The following is a 26,655-nucleotide window of genomic DNA, read 5'->3' on the forward strand; positions in this document are numbered from 1 at the left end:
TGTAAAAATGGGCGCGGGCGCTTTATACTCCCGCGCCCGTTTTGCTCTTGAGGACTTATCTCGTGTCCAATGTCGTTGCCGATCATCTTGTCTTGCTCGACCACCTGCGCAGCATCCTGGTCGCCGTAGGTGAGGCCGAACAGGTTCCCGAAGAAAGCCATGCCTTGTTCCTGGAGCGCTTCGACGAACTGCGTGCGTTGCTGCCGGTCGACCCGATCGAAAGCCAATACCTGGGCCAGGACATTCTGTGCCAGGTGATCACCCGCTACCCGCAAATCGCCCACCTGGTCCCGCGCGACCTGCTGTGGTATTTCGCCGGTGACTGCCTGCATTACATGCCCGACGATGAAATCGACTTGTATCAGGCACTGGAAGAACGTCGTTTCGAAGCTGAACAAAACGACGAACCGTTCGACTGGAACCAGGAAAAACAGCTGCTGGCGATGTCGAAAGACGACAGCAAGCACTGATCCTCGGTCAGAAATGCAAAAGGCCTGCATGGTGATTCATGCGGGCCTTTTTTGTGCCTTGCTTCAAGTGATGCAGTGGCTGGTCGGGCCCCTTCGACTTGCCCGCGAAGGCGTCTGTCAGAGCAATCCATCACTCTCGGGCAACTCATACTCCGCCGCGCCCCTAACCGAGCCACTCAACTTGCCCGGCTTGCTCAGGGTCGGCTCCTTTTCCAGGCACTCCACCAGATAGTCGATCAGCACCCGTAACTTCGGGGGCAAATACCGGGTTGGCGAATGCAGCAACCAGGCACCGCCGTGGTAGGACGCCAGAAAGGTCCAGTCCGGCAGCACCTGCACGATCAGCCCCTGTTCCAGCGCATAACGCGCGGTGAAGTACGGCAGGCTGCCAATCCCGATGTGCTGCAACACTGCGCCCAACCGCACACCGGTGTGATTGGCCGCATAACGTCCGCGCACGCCAACGGTGACAGCCTTGGTGCCTTTCTTGAATTTCCAGCGTGCATCGCTCGGCGTTTCGCCCAGATAGATGCAGCTGTGGTTGAGCAAGTCGTGGGGATGGGTCGGTGTGCCGTGTTCGGCCAGGTATTGCGGCGTTGCACAGAGCATGTGATCGATGGTGAGCAATTGCCGACCGACCAGCCCAGCAGGTGGCCGATCTGTAATACGAATCGCCAGATCAACGTTGTCGTCGATCAAATCCACCTGGCGGTCCTCAAGTAACAGCTCTACATCCACTTTGGGATAGCGACGCAAAAATTCCGGCATATGCGGATGAATCACGAAACGCCCCACCGCCTTCGGCACACTGACGCGCACCCGTCCTTCGGCTTCATGGGTGAACTGACCGCTGATCTCCATCACCGACTTGGCGGCGCTGACCATCTCCTGGCAACGCTTGAACACCTCTTCCCCACCATCACTCAAGCGCAACTTGCGCGTGGTTCGCTGCAGCAAACGGGTGGCGAGCGCCTTCTCCAGACGCGAAATGCTGCGACTGACCGCTGAGGGAGAAGAACCCAATTGTCGAGCAGCCTCGGAGAAACTGCCGGTCTCGACAACCTTGACGAAGATTGCCATTTCACCGAGCAGCGGTAGTGGAAGATTTATGCTCACAGCGCAACAGTCCTTTGATGTTTGAACGGATTATCACGCAATTCCACGCTCCATATAATAAAAATAGAATTGTTAATAAGGGCATGGAATATGACGCTTCGCCTCTTTTTCCATAGTGATGACCTCAAGGCTAATGTGGAAGTCCTGGATTGCACGCCCCACGAGAACGAATTTGCCGTGGTGCTACGCGCCACGTTGTTTCACCCCCAGGGCGGTGGACAGCCCTTTGACACCGGCTGGATCGGCGAAAGCCGAATACTGCGGGTTGTTCAGGATCCGGACCGGATCATTCATTTCGTCGACCATCCGGTAAAACCGGGCATGACTCAGATTCGGGTCGACGAACAACGCCGCCAGTTCAATTCACGCATGCATTCCGCCGGCCACCTGATCGGCCACTTCGTCCAGGCCATGGGCTGGATGCCGATCAAGGCTCATCACTGGCCGGGCGAAGGACGCGTGCAATTCAAACCGGCAGAGTCGGCAAAAGAGGTTGATGCCGAGATGATTCAGCACGGCATCGAGCAGTGGATCGCCCATGATCTGCCGCGCCTGACGTCGATGCGTGAAGGCGCCCGGGAAATCGGTTTCGGTGAACTGCCCGCCTACGGCTGTGGCGGCACCCATGTACGCAGCCTGAAGGATTTGGGCACGGTCACGATCGCGTCCCTTTCACTGAAGAAGGGAACGCTGTCAGTCCACTACAGCGTGGATTGAGCATTTGGGCGATGCCGTTCCTGTCATCGCCTGACGCCGGGGGAGCCTGCGTTCGCGGGTTCTGTTGACTATCTGATAGATGGACCTAAGACATGATGCTTGACGTCGAGCGTCTCGATGAGACGTGCATAAAAAAACTGGCCAATAAAGAAGTCCTCGCCGTGCGCGTCAAAGGCTTTCTGCCCCGACCGCTGGCGATTCAGATTGGCGACAAGATCCTCGCCCCTGGCTTCGAGGGATACATCAATGCGCCGAGTATCGGTCGCATTGGCATGGCGTTTTACGAAGCGGAAAACCAGCCGCTCCTGATCGAAGATTATTTCGAGCGTGCCACCCGTAACATCGCGGAGTTGCGCAGTCGCTGTGCGCCCTACTCGTCCCCGGTCGACACCCTGCGCTGCATGCTCGACGAGTCCTGGCCGGCGGGTGCGCACCTGGAAAATCTCTACGGTCGCAAAATGTACGTCGGGCTTTCACGGGTAGTGAAACCCGGTGTGTGCTTTCTGGCCCATCACGACATTTTCGCCAAGGATGCCCCGGACAGTTTCCAGGCGCGAAGTCTGGAGTCGCAGTTCGCCTGCAATGTTTACCTCAACATGCCGATCGAGGGCGGCGCGCTACAGATGTGGGACGACGATATTTCCCCGGAGCAGTTCGACGACATGCGCGGCGACAATTACGGCATCGATCCGTCCCTGCTCGGCCCGCCGACCCTGGAGATTCGTCCGGATCCGGGAGATTTCATCATGTTCAATTCACGCCGCATGCACTCGGTGACACCGGGCGTGGCCGATCCGCGCTTAAGCCTTTCATTCTTTGTCGGCTATCGCGGCAACGCATCACCCCTTACCTTCTGGAGTTGAGATGCAGCTTTCGAATTACCTGGGCGAGTTCCTGGCGCTGGCAACTATCCACTTTCTGGCCGTCGTCGCCCCCGGACCGGATTTTGCGGTCACCATCCGCCAGAGCGTGCGTTTCGGTCGATGGGTGGGGATCTGTACCGCGCTGGGCATCGGTGCGGGCATTTCCGTGCATGTGCTTTACACCCTGTTCGGCGTCGGCGCATTGATGCACACCACGCCTTGGCTGTTGACCGTGGCCAAGGTCGTGGGCGGCGCCTACATTCTGTACCTCGGCGTAAGCCTGCTGCGCAGCCAACCCAAATCCATGCCGGAGGGTGAAAAAAATGCAGACGAACCGATGGTCGAGCAAACACTGCTAAAAGCGTTTACCACCGGGTTTCTGACCAATGCCACCAATCCCAAGGCGACACTGTTTTTCCTGGCAATCTTCACCACGATCATCAGCACCACGACACCACTCAAGATTCAGGCGCTATACGGTCTCTGGATGTGTTTCGTGAACGCACTGTGGTTTGTCATCGTTGCGCTGTTCTTTTCAAGCAGCAAGGTGCGATTGCTGTTCATGCGCCTGGGGCACTGGTTCGAACGGAGCATGGGAGTGATCCTGATCCTGTTTGCCGGCCGGTTGATTTTGTCGATGTAAATACCCGTGAATCGAGCAGGAGGCGGCTTTACAGCCGCCGTCCTCTCACACCACCGTTCGTACGGTTCTACGGACTGGACACTCAGCATAACCCGTCAATATCAGGCAACCGCACTGCGCTATGACCTTGCCTGCACCGCTCTCCCGCCCGCCTTTCTCCAGTCTTTGCACCCGTGGTTTTTTTTAAAAATCATGGCACTTTGGTTTGATTGAACTAACGTTGAAGCAATAAGAAGTCATAACGGCTCGAGTTTTCACGTTAGCTTCAGTGATCAGATGGTGAATAGGCAAAAGGAGTTACCTCTCTATGATCCTGTCAGGCGTTTTCCGGCTCTGTACCTTCATTGCCGATTACTTTCCGGGGGAGCCAAGTCGGCGGACAGTACCGTCCATAGCCGCAAGTTTCGCTCTGGCGAGCAGTCCAGGTAACCGGATCACTAAAAACCGTTTTAGCAAAGGTCGCTCGCTATCCAGCCAGATCAGCGAATTGCGCTCGCTCGTGTGTAGCACGTAAGGAATAACACCAAGACCATGGACAAGTGGTCTGACGCATTGGGGGGGATAGTCCGGTCCCCGTGAAGTGATCCGTGACAAATCAGTCAGCCTAAAGATGGCCTATCCAGTGAGGATGTATTAAATGAGCCTTCGTCCCGTGCCCGCTTTCAAGCGAATCATCCATGGCCTGTTCTGGACAGGCCTCAGCGTGAATGCGGCTCAGGCCGCGCCGAACAATTGTTCGCAACTGGACAGTTGGCCGACAACGTATGAGGTCGGCCAGGGGCTGCAAAGTGAATTGCGCAGCCCCGTTCCGATAACACAACTGGCGGTGGGTGACCCGAAAATTGCCGACGTGCAATCCAGTGCAAACAGTAGCAACAACGCCTTCATACTCACGGGCGTTGCACCGGGGACCACCAGCCTGATGGTCTGGACCGCCTGTTCGAAAACGCCGCGCCAAAGCATGGTGTTCGTCAAGGGTAAGGCCACCGCGGCGCTGACCAGCGTGCCGTCGGTGCCTTCCGACGACCCGCTGCTGCCAAGCCAGGTGCAGACCGATATCCGCTTCGTTGAAGTCAGCCGGACCAAGCTCAAGGAAGCTTCCGCCTCGATTTTCGGCGTCCGGGGCAACTTCCTGTTCGGCTCGCCGAGAACCCTGCCCACCATCAACGGCATTGTCAGGCCGTCGCTGCCCGTGAACAACGACATGTTCAACCTCAGTTTTGCTACCGGCAATACCCTGGTGGCGCTCAACGCGCTGGAGGGTAGTGGTTTCGCCTACACCCTGGCGCGGCCAAGCCTGGTAGCGCTCAGCGGGCAGAGTGCGAGCTTCCTGGCCGGCGGTGAAGTACCGATTCCGGTGCCCAGTTCAGGCAGCGATAACGTGTCCATCGAGTACAAGGAGTTCGGTATCCGCCTGACCCTGACGCCGACCATCGTCGGGAAAAACCGTATCGCGCTGAAGGTGGCACCGGAAGTCAGTGAACTGGACTTCACCAACGCAGTGAGCATCGCCGGCACGATCGTCCCGGCCCTGACCGTACGCCGTACCGATACCAGCATCTCTCTGGCCGACGGCGAAAGCTTCGTCATCAGCGGCCTGATCAGCACCCACAACGATTCCCGGGTGAACAAGTTTCCGGGGTTGGGCGATATTCCGATTCTGGGCGCGTTTTTCCGCGACAACAGCATCAACCGTGAAGAGCGCGAACTGCTGATGATCGTCACCCCCCATCTGGTCCAGCCACTGGCTGCGAATGCACAACTACCGTCATTGCCTGGCGAGCAACTGCGCAATTACGACCCGAACTTCTACCGCATGTTCTTCCTGGAAAATGGCAACTTCGACAGTCTCAGTGGGCTCTCGCAATGAACCGAAGCCTGAACCAGACGTGCCTCGCCCTCACTCGTAACGGTGATGTTGAACACTTGCCAGGCCAGCTTCATTGCCATTGGCCAGGCGTTCAACGTGTTGTAGCCAGAGGACATTCGATGAAAGCAGTCATTGCAATAGCGGCGACAATAATGCTCGCAGGTTGTGCCAGCAATGGCCTGTCTTCGCGACCGGCGAGCTGTGCCAAGCCCGGCTCTGATCAAGAACTGGCCCTGAACCTGGCCGACAACATGGCCAACGAAGGCCGTTTGTATGCCAGCCTGGCGAATCTGGAAGGATTGCCCGATAACCTGGTCCAGGTTCGCCTGCGCAAGGCTCGAGTGCTGCGCTTGATGGGGCGTAGCGAGGCGGGGCCGTTGTATCAAAGTCTGCTCGGCACCTGTCTGGCTGCTGATGGGGAACATGGTCTGGGCCAGTTGGCCGCAGAAAAAAATGATAACGCCGCCGCAGCCGCTCACCTTGAGAATGCGGTGAAGATGGACCCCACTGACGACAGGATGCGTAATGACCTGGGGGTCGTCTACCTCAATCAGCGACGGATCCCGGAAGCGCGTTTTGAGTTCATGACCGCCATGGAACTCAAGCAGGCAAATACACTGGCGGCACTCAATATGGTGACGTTGCTGATCTACCAGGATAACTGGAAGGCGGCTTCCGAACTCGTGACCCGCGCCGACTTGAGCCCCAAGCAATTCGCCGAGGCTCAAATCCGCGCGGAAAAACTCAAGGCCTCCGCCAACAAGGTGGTGGCTTCCGAGGGGAATCGCCGGACTGAGGTAGCCGATGCCTCTTCCAGTGCGATCAAGTAGAACGTACGAGGAGTCGAGATGAATACCAAAAGGCTGTTGATCGTGTGCATGGCTTGCCTGACTACCACGGCTTGGGCGATTGAGCCCGGCCCCTCTTCGGCGCAGCAACAAGGTACCGAACAATGGATGCAGCTGCAGATTCGCGGTGTGGTGGCCTCCCCTAACCTGCAAACCGCTTCGGCCACCGAACGTGAGCTGGCCATGCAGCGCTTGCTGAACAGTTTCAACTACCCGATTCCGGAGTTTTTTAACCAGGATGCAGCGGGGAAAATCACCACCAGCAACTGAGGCCTGTCTATGGGTGATCAGCCTCTGGCGTAGTCCAGAGTAGCCTGGCTGCAAAGCCGGGCTTAATGTCGTGTGCAGGAAAGCAGTGGTCTCTACACATTATTAAACCCTGGCCGGATTACCCCGGAGCGGTCGCAGGCTGCGATCATTTGATTCCGAGGACCCAGGCAATTCGTAGCCTGGTCCTCTGAATCAAATGATCGCAGCCTGCGGGAAATGTGTAGATCCATGACAGGAAAGTGCAGATCAGGCTCGGGGGGGGGGAAAGGCCATCGCGCTCGACAGCCTCCGACCGTTTACCTCACCCGAATGCTCTCAACACCCCGATCATGGCAGGGCCGATAGCGACCAGAAAGAAGCTCGGCCACAGGCAGAAAATCAGTGGGAATATCAGCTTGGTGCCGATTTTCGCCCCCATCTCTTCGGCGGCCTGCGTACGCCGGTCACGGAACTCGTCGGCATAGATGCGCAGGGTATCGGCCACGCTGGTACCAAAGCGGATACTCTGCGCCAAAAGGCTGACCAGCCCTTGTACATCATCCAGACCAGTGCGCAGGGCCAGCTGTTTGAGCGCCTCGGTACTGGAAATGCCCGCGCGGATTTGCGCATTGACCAGGGCCAGTTCTTCAGCCAGTTCGGCCTGGCTGACCGACATCTCCTCAGCCACCCGTTCGATGGTCGAGGGCAGGGCCAGGCCCGACTCCACGCACACCACCATCAGATCCAGCGCATCCGGAAACGCGGCACGCAACCGACCTTGTCGCAACTGCTTACGCTTGGCGACATAGAGCGCTGGCACCAACCATCCGATACCGGCCGCCATGGCCACCAACAGCAACCCCATGATCAGGGACATCTTGGGAATCATCGGCAACAGCAGCAACGTAATACCGATCAATAACAGCGGCAACATCAAGCGCACAGCCCAGTACATCTGCAGCGCCGACGAGGAACGGTACCCCGCATGTATCAACAGGGTCTGGGTGACGGACGTCTGAGCCGATTCGGCCGAGCCAAAGTGCTGGCCGACCCGCTCCAGCAACAGTTGCAGATTACCCGGAGCCTCCTGTCCTGCGGTGTTGCCTAAATGACCACGCTTGATCAGCGCCAGACGACGCTGCACCGGATCCTGAAGCCCCATCATCAGCAAGATCACGGCGACGACCGCAAGCACCGTACTCAAACCGATCGAGGCGATGAACAACAGACGCGCCAGCTCCTCGCTCCCCGTGACCCGACTGAACAACCCGAGCAAAAAGTCCATGATCTCTACCTCCCGGTAGCGAATACCGCTTAAACCTGAATCCGGATGATTTTGCGTATCCAGAGAATCCCGAGCAACATGGCGCTGAACGCCCCGATGATCAGCTTATGGCCCATGGGATCATTGACCAGCACAGGCAGGTAACTGGGGCTGGTGACTATGATCGCAATCGCCAACACGAAGGGAATCGCCACCAGTATCCAGGCCGACATCCGCCCTTCGGCCGACAGGGTCTTGACCTTGCGCTGAAAGCGAAAGCGCCCGCGAATCAGCCGACTCAGACGTTCCAGCACTTCCGTCAGATTACCGCCGGTCTCGCGATGGATGAGGATCGAGGTCACCAGCATCATCACCGTCATGCTCGGCATCCTCTCAAGCAGGCCGAGCATGGCCCGACGTACATCGTTGCCATAGTTGATATCGGCGAAGGTCAGACCGAACTCCTGAGCGACCGGCCCCTTATGCTCCTCGCCGACCAGGCGCAGGGTTTCGTTGAACGGGTGTCCAGCGCGTAGCGCACGGCACATGGCATCCAGTGCATCCGGCAGGCCTTCCTCAAACTCAGCGAAGCGTTTGCCACGGTCACGAGATATTTTCAGCAGTGGTACGCAGAACACTCCGAAGCCCGCCAGCAGCGCCATCCACCAGACTGACGAGATCATCAAGACCGAGATGCCTGCACAGGCGCCCAGGAACAGCCCGAGCAACAGCACCCGATAAGCACGATATTCATGACCGGACTGCTCGATCACTTGGGTCAGGCTCGCCATAAAGGGCAACTGCTCGAGCATGGCCTCCAGTGGCGATAAGCGCGTCAGGTATTTCTGCCGCAACACCGTCTGCATGTTGGGCAGATTGTTGGCTTTCTCCAGAATGTGCAAACGGCCGCGGATGCGCTTGCGCATCTTGCCGGCCTCGCCGAACACCGGCACTACCACCCCCTGGGACAGGAGGAACACAGCGATAAACACCATGCCGAGGAACATCAGAATGAATTCACCAGGAATATGGCTCATGACTGCCGTGCCTCCATCCACTCAGGCCTGAACATCGTCAGCGGCAACTCGATGCCGCGCTTGGCCAGCACATCGCGGAAGGCCGGGATCATGCCGCTGGGCCGAAAATCACCCAGTACTTCGCCGTTTTCGCCGATGCCTTGGCGCACGAAGGAGAAGATTTCGGTCATGGTGATGATCTCGCCCTCCATGCCGTTGATCTCCTGCACACTGACCAGGCGACGTTTGCCGTCCTCCTGGCGTTCCAGCTGGATCACCACTCCGATGGCCGAAGCGATCTGTTGGCGCATGGCCTTGATCGGGAAGGTCGCCCCGGTCATCGACACCATGTTCTCGATCCGCCCCAGCGCATCGCGTGCGGTGTTGGCGTGGATCGTGGTCAACGAGCCGTCGTGACCGGTGTTCATCGCCGTCAGCATGTCTAGCGCCTCGGCGCCACGCACTTCGCCGATCACAATGCGGTCCGGACGCATCCGCAAGCTGTTGCGCACCAACTCCCGCTGGCTCACCTCACCACGCCCCTCGATATTCGAAGGCCGGGTTTCCAGGCGTACCACGTGGGGCTGTTGCAACTGCAGTTCGGCTGAGTCTTCGATGGTAACGATCCGCTCGTTGTGCGGGATGAAACTGGACAGCACATTGAGCATGGTGGTCTTGCCGCTGCCAGTACCGCCGGAAATCAGCACGTTCAAGCGCCCGCGGACAATCGCCTTGAGCAGCAGGGCAATGGCCGGGTTCAACGCCCCCACCTGGATCAAGCTGTCGGTATTGAGCAGGTCCACGGAAAAACGCCGGATCGACATGCTCGGGCCGTCGATGGCCAGCGGCGGAATAATCGCGTTGACCCGCGAACCGTCCTTGAGCCGCGCATCCACCAACGGCGAAGACTCGTCGATACGCCGACCCAGGCTGGAGACGATGCGATCTATGATGTTCAGCAAATGCTGATCATCGCGAAAACGCACATCGGTCCGTTGCAGTTTGCCGAAGCGCTCGACATACACTGAGTCATGCCGGTTGACCAAAATGTCGGACACAGTGTGATCGGCCAGCAACGGTTCCAGAGGACCCAGGCCGAGTACCTCGTCGGTGATCTGCTTGATGATTAACTGACGGCTGACGGTACTCACCGGTGCCGTATGCTCATCGAGCAGGCGCAGGCAAATATCGCGAATCTGCCGAGTAGCCTCGGCCTGCTCAAGGGAGTCCAGCAAGGACAGGTCCATGACCTTGAGCAACTGCTGGTAGATCTTTTCCCTCCACTCGGCCTCCACCGGGGTGACCTGGCTTCTGGTTTCGTAAAGAACGTCCGGCGCTGCACGCTCCCACGCCATTATTTCCTCTGCCGGATCTAACAGATCGTCGCCCGGTTGGGCAGCGGCGGGTTTACCGGACTGTTTGCGCAAGCGGTTACGAAAGTCACTGATCATGGGTCATCCCCCGAAAAAACGGTTGAAGGCACGTTTGAGCAAGCCTTTGTTGCCGGCCACCTGTTGACCGACCAGGTCCTCGGTCATGTTGCGCAGTGCAGCAGTGATCGCTGCCCTCGGCGCATGCAGCCCCAACGGCACGCCAGTGTTCTGACTCTGGCTGACCAGATTGAAGTCGTTGGGTAACGTCGACAGATTGGTGCAGCGCAGCGCCTCGCCGATATCCTTGAGGCTGACCGCTGCCGCCTTGTCATAGCGGTTCACCACTATTTGCAATTGATCCCCACGCACGCCCAGGTCTTCGCGAAGAATCCGCACCAGGGAGCTGGCATCGCGCAGATGGCTGACGCTCTGTTGCACCACCACGTACACCCGATCCACCTGCTCCAGCACAGAGCCGGTGAGGTGATCGATTTGCCGCGGCAGGTCGATCACCACCCAGCCATAGCTGGCGCGGGCCAACTGCAACAGGGTGTCCAGTTGCTCGGGCTGGGTATCCTGCGGCAAGGACAGCTCACCGGCTCGACCGCCCAGCACATGCAAGGTCGGGCTGAAGTGACCGCAAAAACCGCGTAACGCAACGCTGTCCATGCCGTCGATCTGGTGCAACACCTCCAGGTGGCTGTGCGTCTGCGCCACATCCAGATAATGCGTCACGCTGCCAAATTGCAGGTCCATATCCAGCAACAGGGTGCTGCCACCCTTGATGCTCAGTTGCTGAGCCAGGTTGCAGGCCAGCAGGGTTCCGCCAGAGCCGCCCTTGGCGCTCATCACGGCGATCAATTTTCCTTCTGCCCCACTGCCGGTCCGAACTTCCGTGACCAGACGATTCAAGGCGGCGACCAGTTCGGTCTCGGCGATGGGCTCCGGCAGCACGTCCCGGGCACCGGCCTGCATCGCCAGGCGCATGGCTTCCTGTTCACTCAGCAGTCCGCACACCAACATCGGCGGACGCTCATGGGCCGGGTGCTGCAACAGTGCCGACAGCTCTTCACGCCACAGGTCGCTAACGCGCAACAGCAACAGATCGGGCATCCGGTCCAGACCGTAGAGCGGGTCGACATGCCCGTTGCTCACCAGGCGAGTACTCACCTCCAGGCTGGGCATGCGTTGGCAGACGCTCTGCAGGTCGCGCAAAGAGCTGGCGTCACGGCTACTGATCAGCAACCTGAGCCCGGCTTTGCCGGTCGAACTGGAGACGGGTGTTTCCTTGGTATTCAGCATGGCGTGATCTCCCCGGAACCGGAATGACGCCCGAGGCTTTCGCGTGGCAACGTTGCCCTGAATGCGGGCAAGGTAATGGGCACGCGGAGCCCGGGAATAAACAGATTGAATACGAAGTTTTGCAGACTCAACTGGACATAGCGGATGGCACGAAAACCATTGACGCTGACCAGGTCAGCGGGGTTGGCCACCAGAGCACCATTGACGTCCAGATAGGTCAACGTCAGGTTGGTGGTGGCCAGATCACCGATCAGCTGGCTCGCACCTGCATCGGTCGCGGCATTGAATATCGCCCGCCGCAGAACCACCGGATCGCTGATATTGCACACCGAAGCCAGGCGCGTACCACGCCGTACGGCTTCATCCAGTGCATTGACCGTGAAGTACAGGCGGCCCATTTCCAACACGCCGAACAACAGCGTGAACATCAGCAGGCCAATGAAGGCGAACTCCACCGTATAGGTGCCGCGCATGTGTTTTCTATTCATCACAGTGCCCTCATCACGGTAGTGGCAACCAGCGGAATGCTCAGCGCAATCTGATTACCAAAGAAACCCGGAATCGAGCCGCCACAATTGCCACCGCCAATCACCGGGCAGAACGTATAAGTGATGGTGACCCGCACATGGTCGGTACCCACTGCGGCGACGACCACGTTGCCAGTCGTCAGCCCTGACACCACAGCGGTCCCGGTATTGGCAGGCACGCCATAGACCGCAACGTTTTTCGTCTGGGTCAGTAGCGTATTGCTCAGAGCGACCTGACCAAGCGTCGAGTTCCAGGCCTGGCTAGCGACGAAACGGTCGGCATCGCGGCTGGCCTGCAGCAGCACGTTGTATTGATAGAGCATGCGGCCGAACTCACCGAAGGCCAGCAATAGCAACAGCAGCACCGGCAGGACGAGGGTGAATTCCACCATGGCCAGGCCTTGCTGGCGCTGCGGATGTTTAAACGCGTGGATTCTCATGACGCCTCCTACGAGTCAGTGCTCGGAGTGCTGCTGCCGGTGAGATAGGTTTTGTAGAGCTGAATGATCTGCGGGCCGGTATCGGTTGACGGCGAGGGGCCTGCCACGTTGTCGCCCTCGCACTCCTTCACGAACTGTCCGAAGATCTGCGACTCCGTGCCGCCGCCGCTCATTGGCTGCACCACGTAATAGCAACCGAAACCCAGCACGGGGATTGAGGTTGAACCGCCCTGTTTGCCGGTGCAGTTGCCCACCACGACTTTCATCATTCGGCGCTCGAACACCCCATTGCTCTGACAGCCACTGCCCCCTGCCACACACGCGGCAGTGCTCGCACGCCAGTCGTTGTAGTCAAATATCGCGTTGCTGCCCGCGGTGAGATTGCCGTTGCTCGAGGTGACGGTTTGCCCCTGGTACTTCGCTTGTGGCGGGGAGACTGATTCGTCGTAAGTGATTGCGGGGTTGCTGGACGTGGTCACCAGGTCCGGCGGATAGTCCGAGGCACTGACCGGGCCGTTGTAGATGCCGAAGCGCGTATTCAGGCCTTGAGAGCTAGGGCCGACCTTGTTGCCAGGGGCGGTCAGGACATTGTCCCCCACACTGCGGCATTCCTTGCCACCTCCGGCCAGGTCCTCCCTGACGGTACTGCCGCCCGAGCCAAAGTCGAGCAACTGAAAGTTGCCTGGACCAATGGGCGACGAATTACCGGCAGCCGTCTTCAATACCTGCAAATCACCAAACTGGAAGCCCCAGAACATGCCAGCGCCCGGGTTGTTTTGAGTCGGGTCGCCACAGACCATCAAAGGTGAGAGATCACAAGGACTGGTAGGGCTGGGTCCAGCGGTGGCGATCGCCGCCACCGCTTTGGCCCCCAGGCCGCCAGAGCCGAATACCTGAGCGAAGTTCCAGAAAAACCCCGTCAGGCTATAGTTCGGTACCGATACCCGAACGTACTTGGCATCCGAAGGCCCGGGATAAGAGAACGGGCCATAGACGCTATTTGCCAGTTCCACCACTGCAAATGTGCCTGCGTTGCTGCCAATAGCCGTTGCCAATTCATTGTTGCCCGTGGCATTGGCATTTTGCATCAGCGTACTGAGCGCGGCAGCGCGCGTCGTGCTGGCAATGTTGCTGCCACCCTCCACCTGACTCAGGGTTTTGGCGCCGCTCAGGGCGGCGGCGTCCACCGCATTCTGCAGGCGCGTTTTGTTCAGCATCATATGCCCGCCGTCCAAAGCCAGCGCCGCCATCATGCCAATCACCGCCAACGCAAACACCATCAATACACTCACCGATCCTTCCTGGCGCCATGGCGTCGCAGTGAACGGCCGCTGAATACGATTATTCATCTTCAAGCCCTCGTTTACCGATACTGATCCGGATCGGCTCCGCCAATGCTTTGGTGCCCGGGCACCCCTACCGCCCTGTCAACGTTTGACGACAGTGGCTTGGGTCCCGCGGATAACGGTAATAGACCCGCCACCCTCTCCGCTGCTGCGCTGTACCACGCGTTTTGGCACCGCGACGGCGGCCAAAGCCATGGCCGGCACAACAGGCGCAACAGGCGCAACAGCTGCGGTTTTCTTCTCGAGGTTCAGTGGGTTACGCAGCGCCAGTTGCAACTTGCCTTCCGTCTGCGCCGTGACCAGGGTTTCTGCCTCGGCAGCCGACATCTCCAGCGTCACTGCTCGCACCACCACTGGTTGGGTCTTGTCGGTACCTGCCGTCTGGTCCACCGCCAGCACACGCAGGTTTTCAAGGATGGTCCTGGACACGGCGCTGTTACTGCCGGCACTAGTAGTTTTGGTCGCCAGTACATCGACCCGGTTGCCCGGCAACAGGAACCCGCCCACACCGACCACATCGTCCACACGTACCGATATGGCGCGTTTGTCGGGGGCAATCAAAGAGGCCAGGGTGCTGCCACCCAAGTGCTCACTCAGACGCGCACCGCGCACAATGTCGCCCTTCAGGATGTCGAACGTAGCGATCTTGCCCACTGCTTTTTCGCTGGAGTCGAAGGCATCGTCCGGGATCGTGTCCATGGGCATGCGCATGGTCGTAACCTGCTGGGCCTCGACCATCTGCCCGAATGGAATCTCTACCGTGGCGACCACCACGCTTCGAAGGTGGTCATCCGGGCTGGCGTTGAGACGTGCGCTCAGCCAGGAGTCGGCCATCCATGCAGCTCCAAGGCCCATGACCAGGGAAACGCCTATCAGGGTAAGAGTACGAGAGCTCATGTCAGTATCTCCGTATCAAAGAAAGTTGAGCTGGACGAAGTAGTTGTGCCAGGCCCATTCCAAATCTTGCGGTGACAGTGGTCCGGAACCGCCCATATAACGCTGACGATCGAGCGCCATGTTCAGGAGATCGCGGGGATGGCAAGGCACCAGGGGCATGCCTTCACTTGCATAGAGCCTTTGCAGCACATAACGCACCAGCAGCTGGTCATAAGGCATGCCCAGACGCTCGCTTTCCTGGCGCCAGATCTTTTCGTACTCCTCGGGCTTCAGGTAACCGAACTGCAGCTTGTAGCCAATCCGGCGAAGGAAGGCCTCATCGGCCAGTTCCAGAGGATTGAGGTTGGTGGAAAACACCAGAATCAGATCGAACGGCAATTCGCAATGCCGACCGCCGCCCAGGTTGAGGAAATCGCGTTTCTCTTCCATCGGGACGATCCAGCGATTCAACAGCTCGGCGGGTGCCATGCGCTGGCGTCCCATGTCGTCGATGATGAACAGGCCATTGCTGGCCTTGAGCTGCAGGGCAGCCTGGTACTGACGGGTGAAAGGGTCATAACGAACGTCCAGCTGCTCCATGCTCAATTCACCGCCCGTAATGACAATCGGGCGTTTGCAGCGCAGCAGTCGACGGTCGATCCCTTCGTTGAGCATCAGATTGTTCTGCTGAGCGTTGTCATCGAGCCGCTGATGCACCTGCGGGTCATAGATCTCGATCACCGACTCGTTGATGACGATGGCATAAGGCACCCAGATGGCCTCGGCAAACAGACGAATCAGCCGACTGCTGACATAGGTCTTGCCGGTACCCGCAGGGCCATAAATCATGATTGCGCGCCCGGAGTTCATCGCCACACCCAACTGATCGAGCATCCCCTCCGTGAGCACTACGCCCGCGAGGGCATTGCGCATATCGTTGGCGTTGATGCGACCATGGTGAATGGTCTGTAGTTTGATCAGGGAACGGTAGGTACTCACCGGGAAGGGTGCCGCACCGATATAGCCGCTGCGCGACAGGGCATCGCGGGCGGCACTGCGACCGCGCTCGGTCAAGCCATAACGCAACATCTGCCCGCCTGTTTGGCTCCCTTGGCCAAGCACTTCGACACGACCATCCTTGCGCAGAAACGCCAGGACCTCTTCAAGTACCGCGCCGGTCAGCGCCAGGCGCTCCACCAGCCGCGACATGTCCAGCACGCCGGCATCAAACAAATGCTTGCACACCAACTCACCGAGAAAACTGTCGGTCAGACCCGTCTCGCGGATTGTGCATGGCTGAGGAGCCAATCGTTGCACCGCGCCCCGATCGCAGGAGTAGGCATCACTTTCGACGATGACGTGCATGACTAAGCTCCCAATCCGCCGGCAACCAGTTGCCAGTAGACGCTGATTAAAGTGCCGATCAGGATTGCAATCGAATAAGGGAAAGGCTTGCCGGCTACTTCATCGGAAGTCGGCGCCAGATAAGCCTGCGCCCTCACAATCAGCCAATAACGCCCCAGGGTTTGAAGTAATTGACCGCGGAACAGCACGATCAGGAAACCGCATACGCCGCCGGCAATCAGGCTAAACATGGCAGCCCACAATGCGTAATGAATCGGTAAAAAACTGCCGACCATGGCCATTAACTTAACGTCACCGGCGGCCATGCCACCCACGGCGTACATCGGCAGAAACATCCCAAAACAGATCAACATACCCAACAGGCTGTCACCCAATCCGCTGACACCGCCTGAATAGACTTGACCAGCCATTCCCAGGGCAAGGCCCAACAGGACCAGCATGTTGGGAATACGGTGGCGAAGCAGATCGCTCACCACCGCGACGCCCAGTAGTCCTAGCAGTAAAACAGTCGAAACCAGCAATTCCATGGACATGGTGCGCCTCCCGAGTGCGACTTATTGTTATGGGCAAGCGGCCCCACCGTTGACCGCGGTGCACAGCGCCGTGATCTTGGTATTTACCTGGCCCCCAAGCGTTACGAACGCTGCGGCGACAGCCACCGTAATCAACCCACCCGCCACCGCGTATTCCACAATGGTCAGGCCTTCTTCGTCTTTGGCGAACTTCAGTACCGAAGCCTTGATTGTTTGCAGAGTCATTTTGATCACTCCAGCGGCCATGCCGCTCATAACGTAAGTTGGCAGGGACAACGCGAAATCCATTAAGAAAGTTGCCCGGCGCCCTATCAGAAATAGAGGCAGCCGGTTATTCCATGGACATCGACGCGTCCCCCGGCGGGAATTAGCAGGCGACGCCACCTTTAACCGCAGTGCACAGCGCCGTGATCTTGGTATTTACCTGGCCACCAAGCGTCACGAACGCTGTGGCAACAGCCACCGTAATCAAACCACCCGCCACCGCGTATTCCACAATGGTCAGACCGTCTTCGTCTTTGGCGAACTTCACTACCGAAGCCTTGATTGTTTGCATGTTCATTTTGCCCACCTCACTCGAAAGTTGTTTTTCCGGAAGCAGTACGTTTTGCGCTGCCTGATGCAACCTTAGTCAGGGTGAAGGCATAGCCGTTAGGAGGATTTTGCACATCGCTAGGACTTTTTTGCGGAGCGGCCAAATAGGGGTCATTGGCCTTGCAGAAGTAACGGGAGGGGGTAAATAAGGCATGACAGGGCAAATGCGATTGTCACTAATTCACAAGCGATAAGCGGTTAGACCCGGGCTCATCGAAAACACATAAGCAAACAGTCGCCTGGGCTGCTTTCCAGGCAACCCATAGAACGAATAGAACTAAAACCCGACTTTCATATCGAGATTAAATCTGCAAGGTGATGGCACATTGACGATACTGCTTAGCGTAAAGAGTCGCTAAGAATCCAAGAGTAGAGACATGACGTCCAACTTGACCAAAAGGCCAACGCTCCTATGGTTCGATCTGACTCATGATCGATCCACGAAAGAACTCATCGCGCAGTTCGAGGGTACCTGCGACGGCAAACTGGCGAAAAACTCCGTGCTGCCCATCGGGGAACACGCAGACATGATCTGCATCCATTTCGATCGCCCCGACACACCAGGCCTGAGACTGTTGCTGGAGATCAAACGCAGCGCACCGGCCATCCCAATCACCATGTTCACCGTGCAGCACTCAGAAGAACTGGCCGTCTGGGCCATGCGTTCCAGCGTCTGGGAATACATAGTGCTCCCCCTCTCGGTCACCGAGAGGAATCGCTACCTGACTGCTGTAGTTCAGCTCTGCGAGCTGCGCCGGAATGTTGTTGACCACCGCAAGACACGGCTCATCGACCACTCCCCGACCCTGCCAGACAGCATCCGGCTGACCTCCGGGCACCAAAAACATCAGGCCCTGAGCAACATCATGCTGTACATCGAGCAGCACTTTCGGGACAGCATTGATCAGAGAGATTTGGCGCAGCGCTGCGGCATGACGACCTTTCGCTTCAGCCGCCTGTTCAAGGAAGCCAATGGACTTGGCTTCACGGATTACATCTTGAACAAGCGCATGAACTTCGCCAAAGAACTACTCGACAACAGCCAGATGCCTATTACCAGCATCGGCTATGAGGCCGGCTTCAAGGATCCTTCCTACTTCGCTCGTGCTTTCAAGCAGTTCGCAAACTGCACGCCCAGCGAATACCGCTTGGCACGCCAACTCAGAGCGACTGCCGCTGCGCAAATGGTGCACGATGAAAAAACCACTGAAGCGCTCGAAAGCCTGGTTCAAAGCCTCAGCGGTTGATGCGGTTTTATACGCGCACACAAAAACGCCGCTCATTGAGCGGCGTTTTTGTTAAATATGGAGCGGGAAACGAGACTCGAACTCGCGACCCCGACCTTGGCAAGGTCGTGCTCTACCAACTGAGCTATTCCCGCAAATGGCGTCCCCTAGGGGACTCGAACCCCTGTTACCGCCGTGAAAGGGCGGTGTCCTAGGCCACTAGACGAAGGGGACACGCTAACTGAAACACATGGTGTGTATTTCAGTGCCCAAATCCGCATCCGAAGATGCTGGTTCTGGTTTCACTCAGCCCTGCCCGAAAGCAACGCTGTTTAAAATTGGAGCGGGAAACGAGACTCGAACTCGCGACCCCGACCTTGGCAAGGTCGTGCTCTACCAACTGAGCTATTCCCGCATATGGCGTCCCCTAGGGGACTCGAACCCCTGTTACCGCCGTGAAAGGGCGGTGTCCTAGGCCACTAGACGAAGGGGACACACGTACAACATTCACTTCCTACCGCGTTTCGCTGTGTGCTTTACGCTGTAAGTGGCGCGCATTCTATGGATGGATTGAGGGGTCGTCAACCCCCAGATATAAATTTATTTAAATCAATGACTTCGCCCTGCTTTGAGACACTAATCGGACTTTTCCGTCGCCCGGGGTTTGACGCCTATATTCTGGCACCCGCCAAGACGTTATAGTCCACCCACGCCCAAGATGATGGCAATGTGCACCTCGCACGCTATTACTTATATAAGCAGGAACGCGGCCGATACAGGCAGTGCAGTAGCCGATTCAACTCGCCGAGCGGCGCTATGCGTCCCAATGCCAAGCCACTACACTCGCACGCGAACCCCATAAAGAGGTCTTACCGGTGACACCACTCATGATCACCCTGCTAGTCGTAGCCGGGATCGCACTATTGATCGCCATTGGCTACATGAACCATGTGGTGGAAAACAATAAGCTGGAAAAGGCCCGCGCCAAAGTTGAGCTCAACGATCGTCTGCGTCGTTGCGGCGAAATCACCGAGACCTTCCCCGGCCAGTTGATGACACCGGCACTCAAGCTGCTGTTGACCCGTCTGGAATTGAACGTCTGCCAACGCCTGCTGAATCTGGAAAAAACCAACGCCAACCTCAAGGCACGGATCGGCGAACTGAGCGCCTTGGTCGGCCAGGGCGAATCGATCCCGGTCAACAACCCGCCAGCACCGATCCAGACCGAAGCCAAAGCCAAGGACGTACGCTTCCTGCTCGAAGCCCTGCACGGCCAAATCACCCGCGCCGCACAGGACGGCTTCCTGCCAACCAACGAAGCCAAACGCTGGATCCGCGAAGTTCGCCACATCCTGGTCCTGCTGCACATCGAGTTCTTCAACAACCTCGGCCAGCACGCCCTGCAACAGAACCAGCCCGGCCAGGCCCGCCTGGCGTTCGAACGGGGCGTGCAGTACCTGCGCAAACAGCAGGAACCTCAGGTTTACGCCGAACAGCTGGAATACCTGGAAAAGCTCCTGGCTCGCGCCAACGCACAAGTCATGGACAACATCGCTCCGGCAGAAGGCGAAGTGAACCAGCTGACCGAAGGCCTCAAAGACGTCGAGGCCGATGCGGACTGGAAGAAAAAAGTGATCTACGACTGATCACAAAAAGCAGAAAAGCCACCTGATCAGGTGGCTTTTTTTTGCGTTGAGTTTGGCGTGTACATCCAGGAAAGACAGGCCGGCTGACACCTGCGAGTAATTGGTCGGCTGTCAGGCCGCCATCGCGAGCAAGCTCGCTCCCACAAGGGGGATCGGCGTACACCTTTCGCTTCTCACCACTCAACAGGCCGAGCGTTAGCTCGCCTGCAGCTCTTGACCTTGATCTACCCGCCCCTTCGGAAGGCTGAGTGGAGGTGTTCATCTGGGGGGCAGGCGCGAAGCGCCGTGCGGCGAAGCCGCACACATCGAGAGGAGGTCGAAGCGAAGCCGACCGGAGGCGATGCCCCCAGATGAATGCCGGAACGAAGGAACGCCGAGCCTAAGCGAGGGGCCGGACGCTTGGGGCGAGCGTTTTTTTGCTTACTTTTTTTAGGCGCTTGTAAAAAAAGTGAGTCGCCGTAGGGGCGAAACCCTAAGTGGCCGTTACCGCAGAAACGGATATGTACACCATCAAAAATCCCGGTCGGCTCTAAGGCCGCCTTCGCGAGCAAGCCCGGCTCCCACAGTTGATCGGTGTACTCCTCAGAGCCGAAAGTGCCCCACCATCCCCTTCAACTCAACCCCCAACTGCGCCAACTCAATACTGGAAGCCGCATTCCCCTGCATCGCCAACGAAGACTGATCCGCACTGGCTCGAATACTCGTGACACTGCGATTAATCTCCTCAGCCACTGAACTCTGCTCCTCGGCAGCTGCTGCGATCTGCTGGTTCATCTGCTGAATCAAAGACACTGCCGCTGCAATACTCCCCAGCGCGCTCTCAGTCTGCAACGCATCACTCACCGCCAGCTTCACCAGCTCGCCACTGTTCTGAATCTGCTGAACAGAAGACTGAGCCGCCGAACGCAAGGCACTCACCAGTCGTTCAATCTCCTCGGTCGATTGCTGAGTGCGCTTGGCCAGGGCTCGCACTTCATCGGCTACCACCGCAAAACCCCTGCCCTGCTCGCCGGCTCGAGCCGCCTCGATCGCGGCGTTGAGGGCCAATAGATTGGTCTGCTCGGCCACACTCTTGATGACGCTCAGCACTGTGCCGATGTTCTGGATCTCGGCACTCAAGCTTTCGATGCTTGAACTGGCCGAGGTGGCTGAATCCGCCAACTGTTCGATCCGCGCCATACTCTGGCGCACCACCTGCTGACCACTTTCAACCTTGCCGTCTGCCGTCTGCGCTGCCTGAGCGGCCTCCTCCGCATTACGCGCAACGTCGTGCACCGTGGCGGTCATCTGATTCATCGCGGTAGCAACCTGTTCGGTTTCTTCCTTCTGGCTGCTGACTTCAAGATTGGTCTGCTCGGTCACCGCTGACAGCGACTGCGCGGAACTGGCCAACTGTTCGATACCCGCCTGCAAACCGCTGACAATACTGCTAAGCCCTGCCCCCATCTGCTGCATGGCCTGCATCAACTGCCCGATCTCATCACGACGGGTCACTTCAATCGTCGCACTCAAATCGCCAGAAGCAATCTGTTGAGCAACACGGATCACACTGCGCAGCGGTGCCACGATCAACCGGGTAATCACCCAGGCCGCAATCAGCCCGACCAGCAGCGCCAGCGCCGAGGAACCAATGATCAGCAGCGAATTCTTTTTCAGCTCCGCCTGCATCGATTGGTCTTCGGCGACATAAGCCTGATCCACCCGCTCCACCACCTGAGAAGCGCGCTGATGGAGTTGCTCATAGACGGTTTTTTCCTGCGCCAGCAAGCCGGTGTACTCGGCGAGTTTTTCGCTGAATCCGCCAATGTGCCCGACCACTTCATTGAGGACCGTCTGGTACCCCTCATCCTTGACCGTGGTTTTCAGCTGCTCGGCCTGGGTCAGTGCCTGGTCGGCCTGCTCGATCTTGCCCTGCCCTGCGCTGTCGTCGCCCTTGCGGCTCTGGTCCAGACGCACGCGCGCTTCGTTCATGGCTTGCAACATCAACCGCGACACCTGGCTGACCTGATTGGCTTGTTCGATGAACTGCCCACCGTCCTTGCCTTCGGATTCCTTCAAGGCATAGGCGCCGTCATCGGCCAGCCCGGCCTGCAACACGTCGAGGTTGTTGGCCACGCTGGACACCGACCAACTGGCCATCTCCAGTGCCAGGTCCTTGGCCTGGCTGAGCGAAACGAACTCGTCGAAGGCCTTGCGATAAGCCCCCAGGGACTGCTCGACGTCATTCATCACCGGCACGTTGGCCGCAGACGCCGCTTTCAGTTGGGTTGCCAGGGCGATCAGGCCGTCAACGCCCTCGCGCAGCGCATCAGCGGTTTTCGGGTTGCCGTGCAAGGCGTATTCCTGCTCGAGCAGTCTCACCTTGAGCAAACCGCTGTTGAGCGACGACATCTGCTTGAGTCCGTCGAAGCGCTGACTGATGGTTTGCAGGGACCATACGCCGATGGCCGCCACCAAGGCGGTCAACAGCAGCACCAGTACAAACCCGACACCCAGTTTTTTCGCCATACCGAGGTTGGCAAAACGTCCTTGCACGGCCGAAATCATTGCACTTAGTCCCCTGACATAGTCTGTTGACGCAGATTCGCAACGGGCCTGTATCAACACAAGTCTCTGGCGTCGGAATAATGGCAAAAAGCTACGCTTGCGTCGTTTTCAGAACGCTTGAGGTCGATCCGGAGCGGTGGCCTGAAAAAACGCCCGGGCTCGAGGATCACAGGCATAGGCCACATTGATACGCTGCCAGTCACTGGCCTGCGCGGTGGGACTGAATGCCGTCGCAGAAGACAACAGGACACCGAAACGCTGGGCTTGTTTGCGCACCAGAGCGTAGTCGGACATCCGCGATCGCGCCCAGATGAACAAGCCACCGACGGGCTTGCCGAACACCTCCCACTCGGCGTCTTCAAGCACTTGCAACGCCGCCTCCCTGTCATTGCTCAAACGCTGGCGCTGGCGCTGGACCAGTTTGCGGTAGGCACCGCTGGCTAAAAGGCTTGCCAGCACCGACTCGCAAAACCGTGAAGCACCCATGCTGCTGATCATCTTGACCTCGGCCAGCCGCGAAATGACCTCAGCGCCGGCCACTACAAAACCGACCCGCAACGAACTGCTGAGGGTTTTGGAGTAGCTACCGACATAGATCACGTTGTCATCGGTACCCAACGCAGCGAGGCGCGTACCGGGGCCGCTGTGAAAATCCGCATAGACATCGTCTTCGATTACCAGAAGGCCATAGGTTTTGGCCAGTTGCACAACCCGCTGCGCCACCGCCGGCGCCAGGCTGCTGCCAGTGGGATTGTGATAGAAGCTATTGATAAAGATCCCGCAAGGCCTGTACTTAACCAGCAGTGCCTCAAGCGCTTCAATGTCCGGCCCGCGCGGGGTTCGAGGCACCTCGAACATGCTGACCCCGTGCAACCTGAGCAAATCGAACAGCAAGGAATAACCGGGATTCTCCACTACCACGCAATCCCCCGGCTTGAACAAGGTCCGCACGATCAGGTCCAGCCCCTGACTGGCCCCGGCCGTTGTCAGGATCCGGCTTTCGTCCACCACGATATCCAGATGTTTCAGGCGTTTGTGGATCTGCTGGCGCAAGGCTGGCAGACCCAGCGGCGTGCTGTAGTTGAACAGACCGGTCATGTCGGTGCGACTGACCTGGCGGATCGCGTAGCTCAGGTCGTCAGTTTCGCGCCAGCTCTCGGGCAGTCCGCCACACCCCAGTTTGAGTTCGTCCGAAGTGCCGCCCTGCTTCACCTCTACCCCCTCGAACCAGGGGCCATCCTGTTGCCCCTGAGCGGCCAGAGCTGGCATGGCGACAATGAAACCGGCGCCCTGGCGCGACGCCAGCACCCCTTGAGCCACCAGACGCTCACAGGCCTCAGCGACGCTGGCCTGACTGAGCAAATTGATCCGGGCGATTTGCCGCACGGAAGGCAAACGCGTTCCCGGCGGCACCTCGCCACGGCGAAGCCAGCAGGCTAGCGCGTCGACGATTTGCTGTACGACCGGCACCAATGCCTGTCGATCGATTCTCAACTCCATGAGCAAGCAAACTCCTGTCCGTTTTGCGGGAAACAGTTAATCACAGGAGCGGTCGATCTGATGTGCGACAACGCCACCAAAACCCTCAGTTCTAACCATTTGAAACACATTGTCCGGGGCCTTTAAGGAACCGAAAAAAAACCCGCACGAATGCGGGTTTTTTCCTACGTTTAACTGCCTGGTTTCAAAACGCCGTAACACCACCGTCCACCGCAAGCGAATGCCCCGTGGTGAACGCTGCGCCATCGCTGCACAGGTACAGCACCGCACTGGCGATTTCCTCGACCTTGCCGATGCGTCCGACCGGGTGCATGGCATTGGCGAACTCGCCTTTCTTCGGGTCGGCTTCATAGGCACGGCGGAACATGTCGGTGTCGATCACTGCCGGACACACCGCGTTCACCCGAATCTTTTTCTTGGCGTATTCGATGGCCGCCGATTTGGTCAGGCCGATCACCGCATGTTTCGACGCCGCATAAATACTCATCTTCGGCGCAGCCCCGAGGCCGGCTACCGATGCGGTGTTGACGATTGCACCGCCGCCCTGAGCCAGCAGTAATGGCAACTGGTACTTCATGCACAACCAGACGCCTTTGACATTGACGCCCATGATCGCGTCGAACTCATCGACCGTACCTTCGGCCAGTTTGCCTTTCTCAATCTCGATGCCGGCGTTGTTGAAGGCATAATCGAGACGGCCGTAGGTATTGACCACCTCGTCCATCAGATTTTTTACATCGCTTTCCAGCGTGACGTTGCAGCGCACGAAGGTGGCTTCACCGCCAGCGGTACGAATCAGCGCCACCGTGTCTTCACCACCCGCCGCGTCCAGGTCGGCCACGACCACTTTCAAGCCTTCAGCGGCGAACGCCTGGGCGGTCGCGCGGCCAATTCCATTGGCGGCGCCCGTTACAACGGCGACCTGGCCAGAAAACGTCATGCTCATTGTTATGTCCTCGAAGAGAAGATGCGGGGGATCGCGTGTTCTCAATCTAGCCACAAGGGCCTGCGGCGCGGCAGCACTATCAGAAGGCCGGTTGGGCGCCCATGAGTGACAGTGATAAAACCACCAGCTCGACTATCACTGCACTGGATCGATATGCATTCGCCGAATCAGCCAAACTTGCGGCATCGTTCATGAAGGTCTATCAACAAGTCTTCATTCATCTTGAGTGCCTGTCATGACTACCCAGACCAATCGCCAGTTCCTGCTCGCCAAACGTCCGGTGGGCGCGGCGACCCGCGAGACCTTCACCTATCAAGAAGTACCGGTCGGCGAACCGGCTGCGGGTCAGATCCTGGTCAAAAACGAATACCTGTCCCTGGACCCGGCCATGCGTGGCTGGATGAACGAGGGCAAGTCCTACATCCCGCCGGTCGGTATCGGCGAAGTGATGCGCGCATTGGGCGTAGGCAAAGTCGTTGCATCGAGTCATCCGGGCTTCGCGGTCGGGGACTACGTCAATGGTGCCCTGGGTGTGCAGGATTACTTCCTCGGCGAGCCGCGAGGTTTCTACAAGGTCGATCCGAAACTGGCACCGCTGCCGCGCTATCTGTCGGCGCTGGGCATGACCGGGATGACCGCCTATTTCGCCCTGCTCGATGTCGGCGCACCAAAGGCTGGCGACACCGTGGTGCTGTCGGGCGCGGCCGGTGCGGTGGGCAGCATTGCCGGGCAGATCGCCAAGATCAAAGGTTGCCGGGTCGTCGGCATTGCCGGGGGCGCAGACAAGTGCCAGTTTCTGATCGACGAACTGGGTTTTGACGGTGCCATCGATTACAAAAACGAAGACGTCCAGGCCGGCCTCAAGCGCGAATGCCCGAAAGGTGTCGATGTGTATTTCGATAACGTCGGCGGCGATATCCTCGACGCGGTGTTGAGTCGCCTGGCCATGAAGGCGCGGGTGGTGATCTGTGGCGCCATCAGTCAGTACAACAACAAGGAAGCGGTCAAAGGCCCGGCCAACTACCTGTCGCTGCTGGTCAACCGCGCGCGGATGGAAGGTTTTGTGGTGATGGACTATGCCGCGCAGTTCGCCGCCGCCGGACAGGAAATGGCCGGCTGGATGGCCAAGGGGCAACTCAAGAGCAAGGAAGATATCGTTGAAGGACTGGAGACGTTCCCGGAGACGCTGATGAAGTTGTTCAGCGGCGAGAATTTCGGGAAATTGGTGTTGAAGGTTTAACGCCAAACAAATGTGGGAGATTCTATGGTTGAGGGAAAGCCCTCAACTGGCTTTTGGCTGATATTCGCTTTGCCCTTTCAGCAAGGCGAATACCACCCGAGCAAGCTTGCGAGCCAGCATCACCAGCGCCTGAGTGGT

Annotated in this window: 27 protein-coding genes, 4 tRNA genes and 2 pseudogenes; 11 read left to right on the forward strand and 22 right to left on the reverse strand. The window is 58.3% G+C overall.

The window, feature by feature from the left end:
* Window positions 1-62: 62 nt before the first annotated feature.
* Window positions 63-470: a PA2817 family protein gene (locus tag KGB03_RS19970; RefSeq protein ID WP_008152400.1), complete on the forward strand. Its 408-nt coding sequence runs from the start codon at window positions 63-65 to the stop codon at window positions 468-470.
* Window positions 471-587: 117 nt separating this feature from the next.
* Here KGB03_RS19970 and KGB03_RS19975 read toward each other — a convergent pair whose 3' ends face one another.
* Window positions 588-1,586, reverse strand: a complete 999-nt coding sequence (locus KGB03_RS19975; RefSeq protein ID WP_218537656.1) for a LysR family transcriptional regulator — start codon at window positions 1,584-1,586, stop codon at window positions 588-590.
* 90 nt (window positions 1,587-1,676) lie between these two features.
* Between KGB03_RS19975 and KGB03_RS19980 the strand changes: the two genes are divergently transcribed.
* The 6 genes from KGB03_RS19980 (at window position 1,677) to KGB03_RS20005 (ending at window position 6,797) form a co-directional block, all read left to right on the forward strand.
* Complete coding sequence (locus KGB03_RS19980) at window positions 1,677-2,303, forward strand: alanyl-tRNA editing protein (protein WP_223528500.1); 627 nt, start codon at window positions 1,677-1,679, stop codon at window positions 2,301-2,303.
* A gap of 92 nt (window positions 2,304-2,395) precedes the next feature.
* Complete coding sequence (locus tag KGB03_RS19985; protein WP_218537654.1) at window positions 2,396-3,166, forward strand: 2OG-Fe(II) oxygenase; 771 nt, start codon at window positions 2,396-2,398, stop codon at window positions 3,164-3,166.
* 1 nt (window position 3,167) lies between these two features.
* Window positions 3,168-3,809: a LysE family translocator gene (locus tag KGB03_RS19990; RefSeq protein ID WP_218537653.1), complete on the forward strand. Its 642-nt coding sequence runs from the start codon at window positions 3,168-3,170 to the stop codon at window positions 3,807-3,809.
* 637 nt (window positions 3,810-4,446) lie between these two features.
* Window positions 4,447-5,679 (forward strand): type II and III secretion system protein family protein, encoded by a 1,233-nt coding sequence (locus tag KGB03_RS19995; RefSeq protein WP_192411020.1) that lies wholly within the window; start codon window positions 4,447-4,449, stop codon window positions 5,677-5,679.
* A 119-nt stretch (window positions 5,680-5,798) separates the two neighbouring features.
* Window positions 5,799-6,509: a tetratricopeptide repeat protein gene (locus KGB03_RS20000; protein ID WP_192411021.1), complete on the forward strand. Its 711-nt coding sequence runs from the start codon at window positions 5,799-5,801 to the stop codon at window positions 6,507-6,509.
* An 18-nt stretch (window positions 6,510-6,527) separates the two neighbouring features.
* Window positions 6,528-6,797 carry a DUF3613 domain-containing protein gene (locus KGB03_RS20005; RefSeq protein ID WP_223528503.1) on the forward strand — a complete coding sequence of 90 codons (270 nt, stop codon included), beginning with the start codon at window positions 6,528-6,530 and terminating at the stop codon, window positions 6,795-6,797.
* A gap of 301 nt (window positions 6,798-7,098) precedes the next feature.
* On the opposite strand, the gene KGB03_RS20010 is transcribed toward KGB03_RS20005, so the two are convergent.
* The 12 genes from KGB03_RS20010 to KGB03_RS20065 form a co-directional block, all read right to left on the reverse strand.
* Window positions 7,099-8,061 carry a type II secretion system F family protein gene (locus tag KGB03_RS20010; RefSeq protein WP_218537651.1) on the reverse strand — a complete coding sequence of 321 codons (963 nt, stop codon included), beginning with the start codon at window positions 8,059-8,061 and terminating at the stop codon, window positions 7,099-7,101.
* A 29-nt stretch (window positions 8,062-8,090) separates the two neighbouring features.
* Window positions 8,091-9,077: a type II secretion system F family protein gene (locus KGB03_RS20015; RefSeq protein ID WP_218537650.1), complete on the reverse strand. Its 987-nt coding sequence runs from the start codon at window positions 9,075-9,077 to the stop codon at window positions 8,091-8,093.
* Window positions 9,074-10,507, reverse strand: a complete 1,434-nt coding sequence (locus KGB03_RS20020; RefSeq protein WP_223528506.1) for a CpaF family protein — start codon at window positions 10,505-10,507, stop codon at window positions 9,074-9,076. Before KGB03_RS20020 ends, KGB03_RS20015 begins: the two co-directional genes overlap by 4 nt.
* A gap of 3 nt (window positions 10,508-10,510) precedes the next feature.
* Window positions 10,511-11,731 carry an AAA family ATPase gene (locus tag KGB03_RS20025; protein WP_223528509.1) on the reverse strand — a complete coding sequence of 407 codons (1,221 nt, stop codon included), beginning with the start codon at window positions 11,729-11,731 and terminating at the stop codon, window positions 10,511-10,513.
* Window positions 11,725-12,219, reverse strand: coding sequence for a TadE/TadG family type IV pilus assembly protein (locus tag KGB03_RS20030; protein ID WP_111451745.1), 495 nt, complete (start codon window positions 12,217-12,219; stop codon window positions 11,725-11,727). The genes KGB03_RS20025 and KGB03_RS20030 overlap by 7 nt, the downstream gene beginning before the upstream one ends.
* A complete protein-coding gene (locus KGB03_RS20035) occupies window positions 12,219-12,698 on the reverse strand; it encodes a TadE/TadG family type IV pilus assembly protein (RefSeq protein WP_223528512.1) in 480 nt (159 codons plus the stop codon). Before KGB03_RS20035 ends, KGB03_RS20030 begins: the two co-directional genes overlap by 1 nt.
* Before the next feature lie 8 nt (window positions 12,699-12,706).
* Window positions 12,707-14,047: a TadE/TadG family type IV pilus assembly protein gene (locus tag KGB03_RS20040; RefSeq protein WP_218537647.1), complete on the reverse strand. Its 1,341-nt coding sequence runs from the start codon at window positions 14,045-14,047 to the stop codon at window positions 12,707-12,709.
* Window positions 14,048-14,125: 78 nt separating this feature from the next.
* Window positions 14,126-14,941 (reverse strand): Flp pilus assembly protein CpaB, encoded by an 816-nt coding sequence (cpaB, locus tag KGB03_RS20045; protein WP_223528514.1) that lies wholly within the window; start codon window positions 14,939-14,941, stop codon window positions 14,126-14,128.
* A 15-nt stretch (window positions 14,942-14,956) separates the two neighbouring features.
* The gene (locus KGB03_RS20050) at window positions 14,957-16,285 is read right to left on the reverse strand and encodes an AAA family ATPase (protein ID WP_218537645.1); all 1,329 of its coding nucleotides are present in this window, start codon (window positions 16,283-16,285) and stop codon (window positions 14,957-14,959) included.
* A gap of 2 nt (window positions 16,286-16,287) precedes the next feature.
* The gene (locus tag KGB03_RS20055) at window positions 16,288-16,818 is read right to left on the reverse strand and encodes a prepilin peptidase (RefSeq protein WP_218537644.1); all 531 of its coding nucleotides are present in this window, start codon (window positions 16,816-16,818) and stop codon (window positions 16,288-16,290) included.
* Window positions 16,819-16,845: 27 nt separating this feature from the next.
* On the reverse strand, window positions 16,846-17,043 hold the full coding sequence (locus KGB03_RS20060; protein ID WP_218537643.1) for a Flp family type IVb pilin: 198 nt from the start codon (window positions 17,041-17,043) through the stop codon (window positions 16,846-16,848).
* A 142-nt stretch (window positions 17,044-17,185) separates the two neighbouring features.
* Window positions 17,186-17,380, reverse strand: a complete 195-nt coding sequence (locus KGB03_RS20065; protein WP_008152440.1) for a Flp family type IVb pilin — start codon at window positions 17,378-17,380, stop codon at window positions 17,186-17,188.
* A 409-nt stretch (window positions 17,381-17,789) separates the two neighbouring features.
* Between KGB03_RS20065 and KGB03_RS20070 the strand changes: the two genes are divergently transcribed.
* Window positions 17,790-18,659 carry a helix-turn-helix transcriptional regulator gene (locus tag KGB03_RS20070; protein ID WP_218537642.1) on the forward strand — a complete coding sequence of 290 codons (870 nt, stop codon included), beginning with the start codon at window positions 17,790-17,792 and terminating at the stop codon, window positions 18,657-18,659.
* Between the two features lie 58 nt (window positions 18,660-18,717).
* Here KGB03_RS20070 and KGB03_RS20075 read toward each other — a convergent pair.
* The 4 genes from KGB03_RS20075 to KGB03_RS20090 all read right to left on the reverse strand — a co-directional run bounded on the left by KGB03_RS20075 (window position 18,718) and on the right by KGB03_RS20090 (window position 19,132).
* Window positions 18,718-18,793: transfer RNA gene (locus tag KGB03_RS20075), tRNA-Gly, on the reverse strand.
* A gap of 3 nt (window positions 18,794-18,796) precedes the next feature.
* Window positions 18,797-18,872, reverse strand: a tRNA-Glu gene (locus KGB03_RS20080).
* A 105-nt stretch (window positions 18,873-18,977) separates the two neighbouring features.
* Window positions 18,978-19,053: transfer RNA gene (locus KGB03_RS20085), tRNA-Gly, on the reverse strand.
* 3 nt (window positions 19,054-19,056) lie between these two features.
* Window positions 19,057-19,132, reverse strand: a tRNA-Glu gene (locus KGB03_RS20090).
* A gap of 393 nt (window positions 19,133-19,525) precedes the next feature.
* On the opposite strand from KGB03_RS20090, the gene KGB03_RS20095 reads away from it, so the two are divergent.
* Window positions 19,526-20,284 carry a hypothetical protein gene (locus KGB03_RS20095; RefSeq protein ID WP_223528518.1) on the forward strand — a complete coding sequence of 253 codons (759 nt, stop codon included), beginning with the start codon at window positions 19,526-19,528 and terminating at the stop codon, window positions 20,282-20,284.
* 582 nt (window positions 20,285-20,866) lie between these two features.
* Here the strand turns inward: KGB03_RS20095 and KGB03_RS31405 are convergent.
* The 4 genes and pseudogenes from KGB03_RS31405 to KGB03_RS20110 all read right to left on the reverse strand — a co-directional run bounded on the left by KGB03_RS31405 (window position 20,867) and on the right by KGB03_RS20110 (window position 25,277).
* Entirely contained in the window at window positions 20,867-21,748 is an 882-nt protein-coding gene (locus KGB03_RS31405) for a methyl-accepting chemotaxis protein (RefSeq protein ID WP_371317146.1), read from the reverse strand.
* A pseudogene (locus KGB03_RS31410) lies at window positions 21,728-22,831 on the reverse strand (HAMP domain-containing protein); the annotation flags it as partial. The gene KGB03_RS31405 and the pseudogene KGB03_RS31410, both read right to left, overlap by 21 nt.
* 108 nt (window positions 22,832-22,939) lie before the next feature.
* Window positions 22,940-24,331 carry a PLP-dependent aminotransferase family protein gene (locus KGB03_RS20105; protein WP_223528520.1) on the reverse strand — a complete coding sequence of 464 codons (1,392 nt, stop codon included), beginning with the start codon at window positions 24,329-24,331 and terminating at the stop codon, window positions 22,940-22,942.
* A 184-nt stretch (window positions 24,332-24,515) separates the two neighbouring features.
* Window positions 24,516-25,277 (reverse strand): SDR family oxidoreductase, encoded by a 762-nt coding sequence (locus KGB03_RS20110; protein ID WP_150657097.1) that lies wholly within the window; start codon window positions 25,275-25,277, stop codon window positions 24,516-24,518.
* A gap of 101 nt (window positions 25,278-25,378) precedes the next feature.
* On the opposite strand from KGB03_RS20110, the gene KGB03_RS20115 reads away from it, so the two are divergent.
* Window positions 25,379-25,516, forward strand: a complete 138-nt coding sequence (locus tag KGB03_RS20115) for a hypothetical protein (protein ID WP_223528523.1) — start codon at window positions 25,379-25,381, stop codon at window positions 25,514-25,516.
* Window positions 25,513-26,517 carry an NADP-dependent oxidoreductase gene (locus KGB03_RS20120; RefSeq protein WP_192411036.1) on the forward strand — a complete coding sequence of 335 codons (1,005 nt, stop codon included), beginning with the start codon at window positions 25,513-25,515 and terminating at the stop codon, window positions 26,515-26,517. Before KGB03_RS20115 ends, KGB03_RS20120 begins: the two co-directional genes overlap by 4 nt.
* Window positions 26,518-26,559: 42 nt before the next feature.
* On the opposite strand, the pseudogene KGB03_RS20125 reads toward KGB03_RS20120, so the two are convergent.
* Window positions 26,560-26,655 (reverse strand): annotated as a pseudogene (locus KGB03_RS20125) (IS110 family transposase); the annotation flags it as partial.

It is taken from the genome of Pseudomonas sp. BF-B-26 (genome assembly GCF_019956495.1).
GTDB lineage: Bacteria > Pseudomonadota > Gammaproteobacteria > Pseudomonadales > Pseudomonadaceae > Aquipseudomonas.